Annotated in this window: 13 protein-coding genes, 3 pseudogenes and 1 riboswitch; of the genes and pseudogenes, 5 read left to right on the forward strand and 11 right to left on the reverse strand. The window is 37.9% G+C overall.

All coding sequences use genetic code 11. The annotated features are described in order from the left end of the window. Positions 1–124: 124 nt before the first annotated feature. From JCM14932_RS04965 to JCM14932_RS04990, 6 genes are all read right to left on the reverse strand, one after another. Entirely contained in the window at positions 125–2,410 is a 2,286-nt protein-coding gene (locus JCM14932_RS04965) for a lectin-like domain-containing protein (RefSeq protein WP_025023914.1), read from the reverse strand. 155 nt (positions 2,411–2,565) lie between these two features. Beyond that, a complete protein-coding gene (locus JCM14932_RS14550; RefSeq protein ID WP_034542612.1) occupies positions 2,566–3,342 on the reverse strand; it encodes an ABC transporter ATP-binding protein in 777 nt (258 codons plus the stop codon). Further along, entirely contained in the window at positions 3,266–4,243 is a 978-nt protein-coding gene (locus JCM14932_RS04975; protein ID WP_025023915.1) for an ABC transporter permease, read from the reverse strand. The genes JCM14932_RS14550 and JCM14932_RS04975 overlap by 77 nt, the downstream gene beginning before the upstream one ends. 18 nt (positions 4,244–4,261) lie before the next feature. Further along, entirely contained in the window at positions 4,262–5,230 is a 969-nt protein-coding gene (locus tag JCM14932_RS04980) for an ABC transporter substrate-binding protein (RefSeq protein WP_025023916.1), read from the reverse strand. Between the two features lie 437 nt (positions 5,231–5,667). Then, a complete protein-coding gene (locus JCM14932_RS04985) occupies positions 5,668–6,969 on the reverse strand; it encodes an aspartate kinase (protein WP_025023917.1) in 1,302 nt (433 codons plus the stop codon). Beyond that, on the reverse strand, positions 6,969–8,141 hold the full coding sequence (locus JCM14932_RS04990; protein WP_025023918.1) for a homoserine dehydrogenase: 1,173 nt from the start codon (positions 8,139–8,141) through the stop codon (positions 6,969–6,971). The genes JCM14932_RS04985 and JCM14932_RS04990 overlap by 1 nt, the downstream gene beginning before the upstream one ends. A 102-nt stretch (positions 8,142–8,243) precedes the next feature. Here JCM14932_RS04990 and thrC point away from each other — a divergent pair. From thrC to JCM14932_RS05015, 5 genes and pseudogenes are all read left to right on the forward strand, one after another. Further along, a pseudogene (gene thrC / locus JCM14932_RS16970) lies at positions 8,244–9,730 on the forward strand (threonine synthase). Positions 9,731–9,779: 49 nt separating this feature from the next. Next, a pseudogene (gene thrB / locus JCM14932_RS16975) lies at positions 9,780–10,592 on the forward strand (homoserine kinase); the annotation flags it as partial. A gap of 159 nt (positions 10,593–10,751) precedes the next feature. Further along, positions 10,752–11,966 (forward strand): MFS transporter, encoded by a 1,215-nt coding sequence (locus JCM14932_RS05005; RefSeq protein ID WP_025023920.1) that lies wholly within the window; start codon positions 10,752–10,754, stop codon positions 11,964–11,966. A gap of 64 nt (positions 11,967–12,030) precedes the next feature. Further along, a complete protein-coding gene (locus JCM14932_RS05010; RefSeq protein ID WP_025023921.1) occupies positions 12,031–12,420 on the forward strand; it encodes a winged helix-turn-helix transcriptional regulator in 390 nt (129 codons plus the stop codon). Between the two features lie 113 nt (positions 12,421–12,533). Beyond that, on the forward strand, positions 12,534–12,968 hold the full coding sequence (locus JCM14932_RS05015; RefSeq protein WP_025023922.1) for an ACT domain-containing protein: 435 nt from the start codon (positions 12,534–12,536) through the stop codon (positions 12,966–12,968). 1 nt (position 12,969) lies between these two features. On the opposite strand, the gene JCM14932_RS16485 is transcribed toward JCM14932_RS05015, so the two are convergent. The 5 genes and pseudogenes from JCM14932_RS16485 to JCM14932_RS05040 form a co-directional block, all read right to left on the reverse strand. Beyond that, complete coding sequence (locus tag JCM14932_RS16485; RefSeq protein WP_155832075.1) at positions 12,970–13,122, reverse strand: hypothetical protein; 153 nt, start codon at positions 13,120–13,122, stop codon at positions 12,970–12,972. Between the two features lie 127 nt (positions 13,123–13,249). Then, a complete protein-coding gene (locus JCM14932_RS05025) occupies positions 13,250–14,554 on the reverse strand; it encodes a bifunctional folylpolyglutamate synthase/dihydrofolate synthase (protein ID WP_034542615.1) in 1,305 nt (434 codons plus the stop codon). Positions 14,555–14,579: 25 nt separating this feature from the next. Then, on the reverse strand, positions 14,580–15,104 hold the full coding sequence (locus tag JCM14932_RS05030; protein ID WP_025023924.1) for a folate family ECF transporter S component: 525 nt from the start codon (positions 15,102–15,104) through the stop codon (positions 14,580–14,582). 40 nt (positions 15,105–15,144) lie between these two features. After that, positions 15,145–15,245, reverse strand: a riboswitch (THF riboswitch). A gap of 19 nt (positions 15,246–15,264) precedes the next feature. After that, a pseudogene (locus JCM14932_RS14560) lies at positions 15,265–16,028 on the reverse strand (formate/nitrite transporter family protein). Between the two features lie 11 nt (positions 16,029–16,039). Beyond that, positions 16,040–16,918, reverse strand: coding sequence for a YitT family protein (locus JCM14932_RS05040; RefSeq protein ID WP_025023925.1), 879 nt, complete (start codon positions 16,916–16,918; stop codon positions 16,040–16,042). Positions 16,919–16,992 lie beyond the last annotated feature (74 nt).

The following is a 16,992-nucleotide window of genomic DNA, read 5'->3' on the forward strand; positions in this document are numbered from 1 at the left end:
ATTAAACAGCATAATAAGCCTTTCTGGTCGTAGTATATTATCAAATCTATATACATAGTGTATCAGATAATTGGACTAAATTATCAATAAATATATTTTTATTTTCTGAAAAATGATTTTATTTTTACATACTATCTACTAGACACCAGTGGATTCTACCCCTATATGATCCTGCTTGATTACAACTATTCAACTTCAACATAATTCCACAATCATTATTCCAAGTACTAGCCACATCCACAGTTTGAACATTGTCATCTGATTTAACATTGGTGAATATGGTTGTTGCTTGATGTAATTCGACGACTCCTCCATCTGGATTCTTATAAACAACATCTCCATCAAGAACATCCTTCGTTTCATTTTGAATCATTTTTTCAGCTTTTGCTTGTAGCTGCCAGGAATTACCACTGGGACGACTGTCGACAACTTCCACTTGCCATCCCTCTTGTCGACCCACCATTTCATTGGTCGTGCCTGCCATTACTGGAACAAATGAAACCTCTTCTTTTACGTTGCCAAATTGTAGTCCACCGCCAATATTAATAATAATTTCATACTCTTTAGTTTTCATATTATATTTATTTTTAGCACTAATTTTCAAATTATTTTGGCCAATGTGTAAGTTCTTTTTATCAATGTATAGAACAAAACTAGCTTTTTTAGATATGGCTCCAGATAGTTTCATAGCTCCAGTGTTACCATTCAAACTATTCATTACAGTAACTATAGTTGGGTCAATTCTTCCACCATTTGCAAACCAAACTTCACCATGAATCTCTAAACTATCAGGAACTTGGCTCATTGACCCAAAGTTTAATGTACCCGCTGGATTCGTGGACATCATCAGTGCCGGCACGTCGATATTGAATTCTGGCGTATCATTATCAACAATCAAATTGTCGCTTTCAAAACGGACATGTGCCGGTGCAACTCTCGTTGAATATTTTACTTTATCAACATTGGCATGTACTTCAATCGTTGCCTGTGAAATGTTTTTGGAAAGACTGTGTGACAATTCAAATTGGATTTTTTTATCATTTAATGACGATAAAGAAATTGATTCTGGATTACCTTCATCCCCTTTATATGTGATAGTTGCAGAATTAAAAATCACATTATCTGGAAGATCAATAGTAGCCAAGACCTTTTCCCAGTCCTTCGAACCATCCACATAATTTAGATTATAAATAAATGTTAAGTCATCACCGACTTCAACATGGTTATGACCGCTGGTCAATATCTTATTACCAGTATTATCACGAATCGAAACATCTGAGTCAGCATTTACATATGAAGGAATCGATTCAAAAATAATTAAATTATTCTCCATTTGCCAACCAGTCGAACCAGTGAATCCCCATCGCAACTTATTAGTATCTTTCAAATCGAAGTGATTGATATCTAACGATTGCTCCCACTTATACGGCGTATCTTTGGCAGATCCGTCAAGACCTTTATCATCATATTTCATATAAAGTGTGTGATTCTTGGTATTCCATTTCATCGTTACATGATGCCATTGTGAATCTGTAATAGGCATACTGTTTTTGCTATTTTGATGATTCAAAAGAAAATAATATCTTCTATCTCGTTCAGCTGCAGTACGTTTGGGTATATAAGTGGTCGGCAAATCAGGATAATTCATAGCTATATGCTTAGCATACTTACCAATATCAAAAGATACTCCCTCACCATTGATAACGTTAGGAGTGTCTTTCATATTTAAATAAGTATCGAATTCAATAGCAAAACTTTTCTGAATAGCAGTTTTAGCAATTGAACTTGTAGGAACTTCAACTTTGTTGTTAAAATCAGCGCCCCATACACCCAAGGTTTCCCCATAAGCAGGGTTGCCATTATAAGTGGAAATTGCATTAACACCACGATCATCATTTTGTAGCACGAACGCCATTCCATCACCCACAGAATTAGCATTATTGGGGTCTTTAGGATGACCGAAGTACATCCACATCGACATGGTTTGATCCTTAGTCACGTCAAAATAATTATTACCATCAATGTTGCTCCAAATAGAACCCAATTGATTATTACCATGAGTAACTCGCAAGATACCTGTACGATCATTTGCATCGGACTCATTACGATGAATAACCTTTGAAGCATTCAAATTATATTTTTTACTGACATCATTTGATTTATAAAACTGTCCTTGAATAAAACTCTCTTCCAGAATGTCCATTCCGCGAGGTGCAGTATCTAACGCGTGTTGCAAATCGGTCGCATCTGCTGGTGCTGAATCTACTGGCAACTCAACATTCACATCATTATTATTGTTGTTACTAGAAGGTGGCCTGGCTGCCAGAACTTCACGATTAGTTGCGACCAATACGGAGAATGCCAGAAACAATATATAGGCTACTTTATTAGTGAACTTGTAACTTTTCATTAATTTACCTTTCGTGGTAGCTACCACTCTACAATTTTAGAAACTAATTGTATCAGAAATTTTTCACCAAATGTTATCGAAGTTTTCATATAAAAGTTCAATTAATTAATTTCAAAAAATAAATAGGCAACCCGCTGGGGTTGCCTATTTATATCTTATTCTTGGAACAATTTAACCAAGTCTTCTGCATGAAGATTATGTTTTTCTTCACCTTTAACATCCAATTTGATCTGTCCATCTTGAACCATGATCAAGCGATTACCATACTTCAAGGCATCAGACATTTTGTGTGTGATCATCATTGTAGTTAATCCTTCACGTGTCACGATTTCTTGAGTTATATTCATAACATCACTACTTGTTTTGGGGTCTAGTGCAGCAGTATGTTCGTCCAACAATAATAACTTGGGCTTACTCAATGTCGCCATTAACAATGACAATGCTTGACGTTGTCCACCAGATAGATATTTGACTTGTGTTTCTAATCTATCTTCTAATCCCATATTCAATGTTTTTAACAACTTACGATATCTATTCCACTGATCAACTTTCTTATATCTTCGCAAACTTATCGTCTGCGTGTGACTTTGTGCCAAGACCAGGTTTTCCGCAACACTCAAGTCACCAGCCGTTCCCATCTTTGGATCTTGGAATACACGTGACATCCAACGAGCACGATAGGAAACCGGCTTTTTAACAACATTATGATGTTCCAAGTTGATTTCACCAGCGTCTGCTGATAATGTTCCCGCGATCGTGTTCAATAATGTCGATTTACCAGCACCGTTATTACCAATAACGGAGATGAAGTCACCATCATAAACTTTTAAGCTAACATTTTTTAAGATATGCTTCTCATTCTCTGTTCCCGGAAAGAATACCTTTTGTAAGTTTTTGACTACCAATGTCTCTGATTTCGTCTCGTTGTTCATAATTTTCACCTTCCGATATTTGTGCTAAGTATTGTTTGAGTTGCCTCTTAGTCTGGATACGATTCTGAATAATTGGTACACAGATGACAATTACCAAGATAATGGCTGAAAGAATCTTCAGGTCATCTGGTGGGAATCCTAATCCCATGGCGACCGTTAATAATAGACGATAGATAATTGCACCGAAGACCATTGCTAATAATCTGACCATAATTTTGCGTCCGCGTAGGAAAATTTCACCGACCAGTACTGAGGCAAGTCCGATAACGATCGTTCCGATTCCCATTCCGATATCTGCATAACCGTTACTTTGAGCAATCAGCGAACCAGATAGAGCAATCAATCCGTTGGAGATCATATAACCAAAGATGATCATGCCATCGGTCTTGATACCATTAGCCGAACTCATTTCCTTATTATTTCCAGTTGCCATTAGTGATAGACCTAGTCTGGTTTTGAAGAGGCTATATAACAATGCCACTACGATCGAAACAATGATCAAACCGACAATAATTGTTTGAATATCCGGGGCAAGGCTCTCAGGCAAGTAACTTGTCAAAACCTTTTGATCGAGTAATGGGATGTTTGACTTACCCATGATATGCATGTTAACCGAATATAATCCGGTCATTGTCAAGATTCCGGCAAGTAGTGATGGAATCTTCAGTTTAGTGTCAAGTACTCCGGTCACGATACCAGCCAGACATCCCGCCAAGAATCCAGCAATCGTAGCAATAAAGGTAGATTGACCGTGTAGCATTAGACTAATTGTGACGGCAGCACCGAAAGGAAAACTTCCTTCGGTAGTCAAATCGGGAATATCTAAAATTCTAAATGTAATGAACACCCCGATAACTAACGGTGCCCACAATAATCCTTGTCCCAAACTAGATATAAGCATAAGCGATGATCTCCTTTTCTAAGGTTTCGTAATTGAACTAGGATCGATACCAATTGCCTTGGCGTTGTCCTTGTTGACGTACAATCTCAAAGTCTTTGATGTTTCAATTGCCATAGTTTCTGGTTTTTTCTTATTTACTAAGATTTGATAAGCCATTTCTCCAGCTTGTCTACCAAGATCTTTGTAGTTGATACCGTAGGTTGTTGTACCACCATCTTGCGCCATCTCAATGGAACCTGTAACAACTGGTAACTTAGCTTCTTTGGCTTTTTTACCGATTGTTTTCATAGAACTTGCCATCAGGTTATCTGTTGGTAGATAGATTCCTGAAACAGTATCTTTCATCCCTGATACGGCACTGGCAACATCGTTAGTACTTGTGACACTGACTGTCTTAATAGCAATGTTATTAGCTTTGGCATATTTCTTAGCACGCTTAACTTGTAAAACTGAATTTTCTTCTGATGAATCATACATGATTCCAATTGGCTTGTTACTTGTAGCAATTGATTTCAACAACTTCACTTGCTTCTCAACTGGTGATCTGTCGCTGGCACCAGTGACATTTGTTCCGGGCTTGTTGTTTGATTTAACTAATCCGGCACCCTTTGGATCAGTAACGGCTGTCAAAACAATTGGTGTTGCCTTAGTTTTCTTTGACAATCCCTGTGCTGCTTGAGTTCCGATTGCTAAGAGCAAGTCTGGTTTCTTTTGAGTTAATTGTTGACTCATAGAGTTGACGTTTGATTGATCCCCTTGTGCATTCATATATGAATAATTGACTTTCATTGACTTGTCATGCTTCTTAACAGCATCAGTCAATCCTGATTTGAAACCATTTCTAGCGGCATCAAGTGATCCATGTTGAACGATTTGTAAAATACCGACATTAAGTGTCTTGTTATCTGCTTGTGATGATGATGAACAGCCGGTTAATACGACCGCTGCCATAATAATTGTAATTAATCCCATTAAATATTTTTTCATAAGTGATATCCTCCCGATAATTAAAAAAAGGTAAATAAAAAACCAGATAGATTTTTAGAAAAATCCATCTGGTTTAAACATCGGGCCCGAATATTTGTCCCCAGATAGATTTTACCCGTATCTATCTGGCTTAATGACATGTTCAAAAACTTTAGCCAATCAATAGATACGAACGCTTGCGTACGCGTTCGTATCCAGTTGACTGAACACAAACGCTATCTAAAGAAAAAGCTAAAGGCAAATTGACTATTCAAATGTGTGATATTGCTATTCAGTTTTATCATAGTTAATTACCTTTCCTTTCATGTCTTTAATTTACAATGACTAGTAAACCATGTACAAATTACGCTGTCAACAATTTTCTTAATAATTGGATAATATTATGAGTAAAAATCTAATTTAAAATGCAGTCATAAACACTGCTACAACAACGTTTATTATTGTCCAACCGCATTCTTATAAATATTTGAAATTGTTTTCTCATAATCGGCATTTGAAACTCCAAAGACGATTTTCATGTCGCTACCTTCTTGAATCACCAATCTGATATTGATCAGACTTTTATCGAGGTATTGCATAATACGCCCAGCAATGGCAGGACGACTGCTTAACTCTGTTGAAACGGCCGCAATCAGAGCAATATTGTCGTTAACGTAAACTTCATCAAGATTACACTTGCTCTTCAGCTCTGACATCACGACATTTAGAATTCCCTTTAGTTCATGTTGGGGCAATAAGAATCTAAATGAATCTGTTCCTGACGGAACTGAATCGACAACCAAATTGTGTTTTTGAAAAATCGATAAGACACTTTGCAGGATTTCAAGATGCTTATTCAATTGATACTTCTTAACAGTGATGATCGTATAATTCTTCTTACCAGCAATTCCTGTAATAAGTTGTTTACTATTACGTTTAATACGATCAACAACTAATGTTCCGCCGCTATGTGGGTGATTTGTGTTGAGGATCTTTGTAGGAATATTCTTCACTCTAACAGGTTGCACAGCTTCTTCTTGGAAGACATTGAATCCCATATATGACAATTCTTGCAGTTCACCATATGTCAACGAATCAATACGCTTGCACTTGCTGACGATTCTTGGATCTGCCATCAAGATTCCTGAAACATCTGTCCAATTTTCATACAAGTCGGCATTCAAAATATTAGCTAGAATAGCTCCAGAAATATCACTACCACCACGTTGCATCAATTGAATATTGTTATTTTGACTACCGTAGAAGCCAGGTACAACAATCTTTTCGTTTTCAGAATATAAATTTGCTAGCTTATCAGCAGTAGCTGACATATCGATCTCACCATTTGAGAATGTCATGAAGTCAGCTGCATCAATGAATTTGAAGCCTAAGTATGCAGCCATGAGATGTGCCGTTAAGAATTCACCACGAGAAATCAAATAGTCACTTGAACAACTTTTCAAGTTATTTTCAATAATTTTAATTTCATTTTCAATATCAAAATCGATTTTTAAATTATTTTTGATCTTCAAAAATCTTTCAACAATCTTATCTAAAACCTCTGAATAATCAGAATCATTTAATCTGAGTTTATCAAGATTGATCAATAAATCTGTAATCTTGATTTTTTCAGCAGCACTTTTACCTGCTGCACTAACAACGACCACTTTACGTTCGTTGTCATCATCAATAATTGCTTTTACTTTTGCGAATTGTTCTGCGTCGGCAACTGAGCTGCCACCAAATTTAACTACTTTCATTATGCGACTACCTCCATGGGTAAACTGGCCATAAAGGCTTTACTGTCAAAGGAAAGAACTTCTTTCATCAAATCATGCATCTTACCAGCCGAAATTTGTTCAACTCTGAGGAAATCTCCCTCATGATAAACTTTGTAATCCGAGAAAATATCACTGACATCGTATGATGAACGAACCAGATAATCACTCTTTGTTAAATTAGAACAATATTCAACTTTACTATCAAAATCGCGAACCAAATGATCTTTGGCTTCTTTAATATCCAAAATATCTTGAACAACGGCATTAGCTGTTGGTAACATACCAGCACCTTGTCCGAAGAAGTCCAACTTACCAATTGTGTCTCCATTTAACGAAATCAAATTGTAGTTGTCAGGTGTATTAGCCTCAAGTGTGTGACTCTGGAACAATGTTGGTTCAACAATATAATCGAACTTATTTTCACGTTGATGTGTCTTACCGATCAACTTGATCGACATCCCTTTCTTAGCGAAATAATCAATGTCACTGGCGCTGATGTTGCGAATACCAAAAATCGGCATCTTGTCTTGATCAGCAATATCAATGTTATAAGCAATATCGGCACTAATGGATAACTTATTAGCTACATCAATTCCATCAATATCAGCACTAGGATCAGCTTCAGCATAACCTAGTTTTTGAGCTTCTTTGAGGACCTCTGAAAATGATTGTCCACGTTTGCTCATTTGGTCAAGAATGAAGTTGCTTGTTCCATTGAAGATTCCCTCAATAGAATTAACTTGATCAATGCGTAGAGCTTTTTCGAGTCCTTGAATCCAAGGAATACCACCGCCGACGCTAGCTTCGAAGTAAAACTTAACACCATTGTCACGAGCAGCTTCTGTGAATTCTTTGAGATATAATGCAATGACAGCTTTGTTAGCTGTAATAACATGTTTCTTATGTTTCAAGGCACTCAAGATGTATTCGTGGGCTGGTTCGATTCCACCAATTGCTTCTACTACTACATCCAGATCCTTATCATTTAGAATATCGTCAATACTATCTGTCATTTCTGGCAAGATACATTCTTTATTCTTACGAATCAGAATATGATCAACATGGAGGCTCTCGGTTTTACCATTAGCCTTCTTTACTATTTCATAAACGCCTTTACCTACTGTACCAAAACCCAAAATAGCTATGTTCATGGTAATAACCTCCTGTTTTCTGTGTTCATTATTCGTAAACACTTGTTTTTTCTTTAAAAACAAGTTATCATAATAACATTCAATTTGCAAGGGGTTATAACTATGAATAATTTATATACAAGTACAAGAAACAACCAAGTTAAGATTTCAGCTAAGGATGCAATACATCAAGGATTCTCCGACGATGGGGGACTATATGTCTTTCCAAATTTTGACAATGTATCTATTAATATAGAAGAATTAAAAAATAAAAGTTATCAAGATATTGCCCAATTAGTCTTGAGACAACTGCTGCCAGACTTTTCAGATGAGGAAATCAATGAGTGTGTTAGTGCAGCCTACGACTCAAGCTTCGATACAGACGAAATAACCCCCGTCACCGATGTTGATAACTTCCACATTCTAGAATTATTCCACGGACCAACGAGTGCTTTTAAGGACGTTGGCTTACAACTACTTCCCCAATTAATGAAACATTCAATCGCCGACAAACGTGTCATGATCCTCACAGCCACAAGTGGAGACACTGGTAAAGCAGCCTTGGAGGGATTTAAGAATTCTGACAAAATTGCCATCACGGTCTTCTACCCACATAACGGTGTCAGCAAAGTTCAACAATTACAAATGGCTTCAACAGACGGTAATAATACCGAAGTCGCTGCCATCGAGGGTAACTTCGATGATGCTCAAAGTAACGTCAAGAAAATCCTCAATGACGCTTCACTCAAGCAAGAATTAGGAAACAATATCAGTTTATCAAGTGCTAACTCAATTAACATAGGACGACTAATTCCTCAAATCGTCTACTACTTCTATTCATATAAGAAGTTAGTTGAAAACAATCAGATCCATAACGGTGCTAAGGTAAACTTCAGCGTTCCGACTGGTAATTTTGGCGATGTCCTTGCTGGATACCTAGCCAAGCAATTAGGTCTGCCTGTTAACAAGTTCATCGTTGCCAGTAATGAAAACAATGTTCTAACAGACTTCTTCAACAGTGGTATCTACGACCGCAATCGTCCCTTCTTCAAGACCGTCGCCCCAAGTATGGATATTCAAATTTCGAGTAACTTCGAACGTCTGCTCTATTACAAGAGCAATGGTGATACTGCGTACGTTAAACAACTGATGGACGAACTTGAAGCAAACGGAAAATACCAAGTCTCCGACGAATTACTCAATAGCATTCAAGAAGACTTCTATTGTGGATATAGTACAGATAAGGAAATCAAAGAATCTATCCAAGATGTCTACAATGAACAAGGTTATCTGATGGATCCACACACGGCAGTCGGATACAAAGTTATGCGTGACTATCAAAAAATCGACGACTCATGTCCAACAATTCTGTTGAGTACTGCCAGTCCATATAAGTTTGTCAAAGTCGTTGCTGAAGCAATTCTTGATGACAACCATGACAATGACCTTCAATTGATGAAAGATATTCAAGTAAAAACTGGCGTTGATATTCCAAAGAATCTAGCAACGTCTGGAACCTACCTATTCTCCACAAAGATGTCATCAAAAAAGACGACATGCGAGACTATGTTAAATCAAAAGTGGAGGCTGACCTATATGATAAGAATTAAAGTACCCGCAACTAGTGCCAATATTGGTGTTGGCTTCGATGCACTCGGATTAGCTGTTTCCTTCTACGGAACTGTTGAATTCAATGCAAGTGACGAAGAATTACAGATTGGTGGTTGTCCAAAAAAATACCAAAACAAAAACAATTTAATTTATCGTGCCTTTGTTAACGGGTGCGAATATCTAAAAAAAGATGTTCCAAACGTATCCATCGATATCAACAACGACATCCCTATCGCACGTGGTCTAGGAAGTTCAGCAGTCTGCATCGTTGCTGGATTAAAGGGTGCCAGTGCTTGGTTTGGCGACAGGTTATCTGATGAAGAGATACTAAATCTTGCCACAAAGATAGAAGGACATCCAGACAACGTATCTCCAGCCATCTATGGCAATTTATGTGCTTCAATCAATCACGATGGTGACATTCAAGTGGCTCATTACAAAGTGGACAAAAGCTTGAACTTCATTGCAATGATCCCCGACTATCATCTCAGCACTGAAGCAGCTCGTGAGGTATTACCCGACACAATGAGCTATGCCGACGCTATTTATCAAATCGGCCATTTAGGTGTTCTGATCAAAGCACTCGAATTAGGCGACATGTCGATGATCAAATCAGCTATTGTCGACAAGATGCATGAGCCATACCGTAAGAAACTGATTCCCGACTACGACCAAGTTGCCAAAATTTGTGAAGAAGAAAATGTCATTCTCTACATTAGTGGCAGCGGATCAACTTTGATGGCAATCGCACAAGACGACCAAGTCGACTCACTCTTTGACAAGATTTCAAGCCAGTTTCCTAACTGGCAAATCAAGCCTTTGTCGGTCGATACAACAGGTGCAACTACTGAAATAGTCTAAACACATTAAGTGCCATAAGAAACGGCAACCCTCCCTGTCGTTTCCTATGGGCACTTTTTGGTACCTACTGTACTTTAAAGTACGTAATTGTTTAATTGATCTAACCCCTTATAATGATATTCATGTTCTAAAACACACATACATAAGGAGTTGAAAAATATGAACAACAAAAAAGTATCACCAACATGGATCTTAATGTCATTAGCAATCAGTGCCTTTGCCATTGGATCAACTGAATTCATCAGTGTCGGAATTATGCCGATTCTGACTAAGACCTTCAATATTTCATTAGCAACCGGTGGATTGACTGTCTCAATCTACGCTGCTGGAATTATGATCGGAGCTCCTATCTTAACTTTGATCACCAATCGCTGGAGTCGTAAAAAACTTCTGATCGGTATCATGGTTAGTTTCGTCATTGGTAATTTGATTGCCGCATTTGCTCCAACATTCTGGATTCTACTATTAGGTAGAATCGTCACAGCACTATCACACGGAATCTTCATGGCGATTGCTTCATTGATCGCAGCCGATGTCGTTGAACCAAATAAACGTGCCTCAGCTATTGCTGTAATGTTCACTGGGCTAACAGTTGCAACTGTTACAGGTGTGCCACTAGGAACATTCATCGGCCAAAATATCAATTGGCGTGCTTCCTTCTTCTTCCTAGTTATCTTAGGATTGATTGGCTTGATCACCAACATTATCTTAGTACCAAATAATTTACCACTACCCAAGCCAACGAATGCCAAGGGATTATGGAAAATTATCAAACAACCTGAATTACTGCTTATCCTAATCATCACAGCCTTAGGCTACGGAGCAACTTTTCCCGTTTATACTTACCTAACAACTATTCTAAATAAGCAAATGGGTTGGTCCGAATCAGCAATCGTCATCATCTTAATTTTTTATGGAGTTGCTGTAGCAATCGGTAATACTATGGGCGGACGCTTGGCTAACAACAACCCACTCAAAGCATTGTTAAAGATGCTAGTTGGACTCGGTATCGCATTGATTCTTGTTCGTGTAACAATGAACATGCACCTACTAGGTTTGATCTCAATTCTGATCATGGGACTATTCGCCTTCATGAATGCACCTGGATTGCAACTGTACATCGTACAACTCGCCGAAAGATTTACTCCAAATGAAATTTCTTTAGCCTCAGCGTTGAATATTTCAGCCTTCAACGTGGGGATAACCTTTGGTTCATCCATCGGTGGACAAGCTGTCTCAGCTAATCAACTGGTTAATACTCCTTGGTTAGGAATTGGTATGCTTGTGGTTGGTATCGTCTTGATTGTTGTCTTACAAAAAATGGTTGCGGCCAAAGACATGACACCTAAGGATATTGAATTAGAAAATTGCTAAGACTTGAGTAATCCATAATTGATGTTAAGATATTAATACTAGTTCATGAGGATGGTAATTATTAATGAAACAATCTATTTATAATATTGGCGTCGAAGCTACGATGAGTATCATTGGCGGAAAATGGAAACCAATCATTCTTTGCCATCTTAAACACACGACCATGCGTACTGGTCAATTACGCCGTGCCATTCCTAATATCACTCAAAAAATGTTGACCCAACAACTGCGTGAACTTGAAGATGATGGTATCGTCACTCGTAAGGTTTACAACCAAATACCACCTAAGGTAGAATATTCTTTGACCGAATACGGTGACAGCTTGAACCGTATTCTTGAAGAATTATGTCTCTGGGGTGAAGATAACATTGCCCGCCGTAAGGCTAAGGGTGAGAATATTATTCTCTTGAAGAGTGATTATATGGAAACACAGGACTTACCAGACGTTGAATAGTAATCCAAAAAAGAACAGTTCATGATGAACTGTTCTTTTTGATTGAACATTAGTTTACTAATCGTGATATACTTTTAAAAGAGTTTAGACAATTTAATGCGAGGAGATTTATCGTGGAAAAATATTATATAGTTGATAGTTCCATCCTTCCGGAATCATTTGACAAGGTCATCAAGGCACGTGGGCTACTAGAAACCGGCAAGTCGAGTAATGTCAGTGAAGCTGTCAAAATGGTGGGAATAAGTCGCGGTACATATTACAAATACAAGGATCTAGTCTTCTTGCCAGATGAAGATATGAACGACCGTAAGGCCTTGATCTCAATGATGCTTAATCACGAACAAGGAATCCTAAACAAAGTCCTAGGAATTATCTCTGAAACAAACGCCAGCATTCTGACGATCAACCAGAATATTCCTATCCACAACATTGCCAGTGTTGTGATCTCATTGGACATCAGTCATCTAACTGGAACTATCGATGACCTTATGGACAAGTTGAAGGAATACGAATTCATCAGTAACGTTCAACTTATCTCAGTTGAATAACCTACTTGGGCCAGGCAATATACATTGCCATGATGACTCCAAAAGTACCAACACAGTAGAAGAATTTTGAAATGTATTGGCTCTTAATGTGACTAGCTGATAACAGGAATGACAACCCAATGACAAATGTCAATGGTATGACCAAATAGTTCATGTATCGTCCTCCGTTTAATTAGAATAATTGTTAACATTAATGTAACGAAAAAATGTGACGAAATCATGAATATCATATGTCTATTTAATGCTCAAAAGGAGAATCCAAATTGGATTCTCCTTTTGTTTTAATGAATTTTTTTCATTTCATCACGAACCTGTGATATAAAGTAAAGCGAACCAGTTATGAACAATACATCATCTGAATTCATCTCAGACTTAATATCATCCAATCCCCGATGCCAATCATCCACAATCGTAATTCCATCAATATTATCCAACCCCGCATAGTCTTCTAAGTTCAATGAACTTGGAAAATCAAATGTCGTGATTGTTATCTTAATATTAGGAACTTGTTGCAGCATCTCAAGCATCTCATCTATATTCTTAGTTGTAATGGCAGAAAACAACACGTGAATATGGATATCCGCGAATTCATGCACCATATTGTCAGTCAAGCGGCGCATAGCATGCGGATTATGCGCTCCATCCATAATGATCAACGGTGACTCACTGACCGTTTCCATCCGAGCCGGCCAACGAACTTTCTTGAGACCTTCACGAATGTGATTCTCATTGACTCGAATACTCTCATGCTGACAATAGAGTGAGAATAATTCAAGTGCCACACCAGCGTTCTCCGTCTGATGCCGACCTTTAAGCGGAATACGTAAGTCCTTTAGATAAAATTGATGATTTCTAAAATTAAATCTTTCATTACGATTCTTATCAAAACCAATATAGTCGACTAAGAAGTCTTTGTTTTCACTATAAAATGGTGCTTTCGTCCGAACAGCTTGATTGCGAATAACTGCTAAAGCATTCTCAGGAATATCTCCAGCTACGATAGGAATATGTTTTTTGATGATTCCGGATTTTTGTTGAGCAATTTTTTCAAGTGTATCACCCAAAATATCAACGTGATCTAATCCGACAGTAGTGATTGCTGCAAGCATGGGATGCACGACGTTCGTACTGTCCATCAAGCCACCGATTCCCGCCTCGATGATGGCAATATCAACTCGATCTTTGAAGTAATAAAATGCCATACCAGTGAGAATCTCAAATTCAGTTATCCCCTGTAAATGTTCATCGGCGTCTAATTTTTCAATTAACGGCATGAAAACATTAACCAGTTCCACAAAATCCGCTTCAGGAATCGGTTGCCCATTAACTGAAATACGTTCATAGAAGGATTCGATATACGGTGAGGTAAATGTTCCAACTGTCAGGTCTAATTCTTCTAACATGCAACGAAGATACATGACAGTTGAACCCTTCCCATTCGTTCCAGCAATGTGAATACTCTTAACATCATCTTCCGGATTATTAAGCATCTTTAACAATGCTTCAATTCGATCTAATCCTGGTCGTGAACCAAATTTTCTTCTTGTGTGAATCCAAGCTACAGCTTCTTCGCCTGTTCTAATCATGACAAACACCCCTTTATGTTACATGCTATGCAGCAAATCTCTTAGACAATGACTTAAATGGAATTACGTTACCGAAAAAGACGATCATAGTTGTTTGTAATGGCAACATAATTAATGCTTTGACGATACGGATCATCCATAATCTTCCATCAGTAAACGGAATCTTGTACATGATCGATAACCATAATGGTGTCAGGAATAAGCTGATAATCAAAGTATTCAATAACACGCATAAAAAGGCATTTTTCCAACTAATTGGTTTCTTGTAGAAAAAGTATCCATACAAGATACCCGTAATAAATGCGTTCAATGTGAACCCGATAAAGAAGGCCCCTTTACCAAGCACGGTACTACCAATCAAGTCAGCGATGACTGAACCCATTCCCGTCCATAGTGGACCGAATAAACTAGCCATAACTACTTGTGGTATGAAGTCGAAAGTTATTTTGAGAAGTTGTGTTTCAAAACCAAAAACTTGTGACAATACTATCATTAATGCAATTAATAATCCCATTGTAGCTATAAATTGTGCGTTACTTCTTTTACCCATTCTTAGCATCTCCTTTTCGAGCTGCCACATAAATCCTTTATGCAGCGAATGCGTTGGCAAAACCGCAAATGGATTGTCATTTTTCGTCCGGGAAGCACATTCCGTCTTTCCGACACTTAACGCTCTGCCAACTACTCTGTCCTATTTGAAATTATATTTTTTAATGACCGAACTTGTAACTAAAGTAATAAAATCCTGAAACAAAAATTGAACCGCCAACAATATTTCCTAAATAAACTGGAATTAAATTATTTATAAAATCTCCCCATGTAACTCCACCCTCAAAAATTGCGGCAGGGATTACGAAGCAGTTGGCGATACTATGCTGGAATCCAATCGCAACGAAAATCATGATTGGAAACCAAACACCTACGATTTTGCCAGCCGCATCCTTAGCTCCATACGAGAGCCACAATGCTAAGCCGACGAACCAATTACAACCGATGCCTGAAACAAAACTTGGCATGAAGGGTGACGCTACCTTGCTCTGGGCAATTCGGATAACATCATCACGAAAGATTCCGCTATGAGTTAAACCGACAAAATGTCCAAAGAAATAAGCTACAAATAATGCACCGATCAAATTGGCAAAAGTTATAACAATCAAATTCTTAACAAAGTCTATCCATGATACCTTCTTGGCAAAGGCTGACAGGCTAACTGCCATCATATTCCCAGTGACTAATTCACCACCGGCCAATAGAATCACGATCAGACCAATTGGGAATACCGAGCTCCGACCAACGAGGCTATACTAGCCAAATATGCTGGTATCGATGCCGATACCCTGATATAAGCTAAGTATCCTAAGGAAATCATGGCTCCACCGATGAATCCGAGGATAAGTTTTGCCAGAAGCGGCTTCTTGATCTTGGCTGTTCCCTTGGTAATACTTATTTCCACAATTTCTTCAGGACTGTACACTTTTTCATCCCCTAAACTATATCTAATTCTTCAAATGTACCGAGGATCTTAATATCCTGTGATACACTGACAAACGCTTTTGGATCAACTTTTTTCATGATTGCTGCCAAAATTTCCATTTCATAAACAGTAATAACAGTAATCAAAACTGATTGAGTATTAAAATCATATGCACCGTATGCTTGTGGAATCGCAGTGATCCCTCGTTTTAATTTCTTTTGTAGTGCTGGAATAACAACATCTGGACGTTGTGTAATGATCATAACTTGAACTTTTTGATGCTTTACATAGACCAGATCCGTTGTCTTACCACTAACAAAAATCGAAACCAAACTATAAAAAGCATATGGCCAGCCGAATAAGAATCCAGCCGTTAAAACGATCACACCGTTGAATGCCATCGAAATTGCACCAACACTGATACCAGTTGCTTGTCGCAATGTAATGATCAAAGCATCCATACCACCGGTGGATATTCCGTGTTTCAAAGCCAATCCCATTGAATAACCATTGATCAAACCACCAAAGACGGCACAAATTATTGGATCTTCGATCAAAGTCATATTAGGCATTATTTGAATGGCAAATGAAGCAAATGTAACTGCAATGATAGTAAACACAACAAACTTACGATTGATTTTGAACCACGCCAAGATAAACATTGGCACGTTCAGGAGGTAATAAATAACTGAAATAGGTATGTTGATATTATCTGCTCTTTCGGCAAGTGTCGAAAGAGTCTGAGCTATACCAGTTAACCCACCAGAATAAATATGTCCTGGCTGCCAGAAGAAATTCAAAGCCATGGAATATAAGACGGCGTATATCATAGCAATCGTCAGTTTGGTAACAACATCTTGCCAAAAGCTCTCTCGCTTATTATTCAGCATGTTTTAAATTTGCATCCCTTCTCAATAACTTCGCATACAGCAAAGAACAAGTAAAAAGGTTCGCAGCGGTCTAA

It is taken from the genome of Companilactobacillus nodensis DSM 19682 = JCM 14932 = NBRC 107160, assembly GCF_000615905.1.
GTDB classification, from domain to species: Bacteria; Bacillota; Bacilli; order Lactobacillales; family Lactobacillaceae; genus Companilactobacillus; species Companilactobacillus nodensis.

Coding starts and splice junctions, on each gene's coding strand:
- JCM14932_RS04980 (WP_025023916.1), bottom strand. CDS start 5,230: ATGAAAAAATATTTAATGGGATTAATTACAATTATTATGGCAGCGGTC.
- JCM14932_RS05005 (WP_025023920.1), top strand. CDS start 10,752: ATGAACAACAAAAAAGTATCACCAACATGGATCTTAATGTCATTAGCA.
- JCM14932_RS05025 (WP_034542615.1), bottom strand. CDS start 14,554: ATGATTAGAACAGGCGAAGAAGCTGTAGCTTGGATTCACACAAGAAGA.
- JCM14932_RS05030 (WP_025023924.1), bottom strand. CDS start 15,104: ATGGGTAAAAGAAGTAACGCACAATTTATAGCTACAATGGGATTATTA.
- JCM14932_RS14550 (WP_034542612.1), bottom strand. CDS start 3,342: ATGAACAACGAGACGAAATCAGAGACATTGGTAGTCAAAAACTTACAA.
- JCM14932_RS04975 (WP_025023915.1), bottom strand. CDS start 4,243: ATGCTTATATCTAGTTTGGGACAAGGATTATTGTGGGCACCGTTAGTT.
- JCM14932_RS04990 (WP_025023918.1), bottom strand. CDS start 8,141: ATGAACATAGCTATTTTGGGTTTTGGTACAGTAGGTAAAGGCGTTTAT.
- JCM14932_RS05010 (WP_025023921.1), top strand. CDS start 12,031: ATGAAACAATCTATTTATAATATTGGCGTCGAAGCTACGATGAGTATC.
- JCM14932_RS04985 (WP_025023917.1), bottom strand. CDS start 6,969: ATGAAAGTAGTTAAATTTGGTGGCAGCTCAGTTGCCGACGCAGAACAA.
- JCM14932_RS04965 (WP_025023914.1), bottom strand. CDS start 2,410: ATGAAAAGTTACAAGTTCACTAATAAAGTAGCCTATATATTGTTTCTG.
- JCM14932_RS05040 (WP_025023925.1), bottom strand. CDS start 16,918: ATGCTGAATAATAAGCGAGAGAGCTTTTGGCAAGATGTTGTTACCAAA.
- JCM14932_RS16485 (WP_155832075.1), bottom strand. CDS start 13,122: ATGAACTATTTGGTCATACCATTGACATTTGTCATTGGGTTGTCATTC.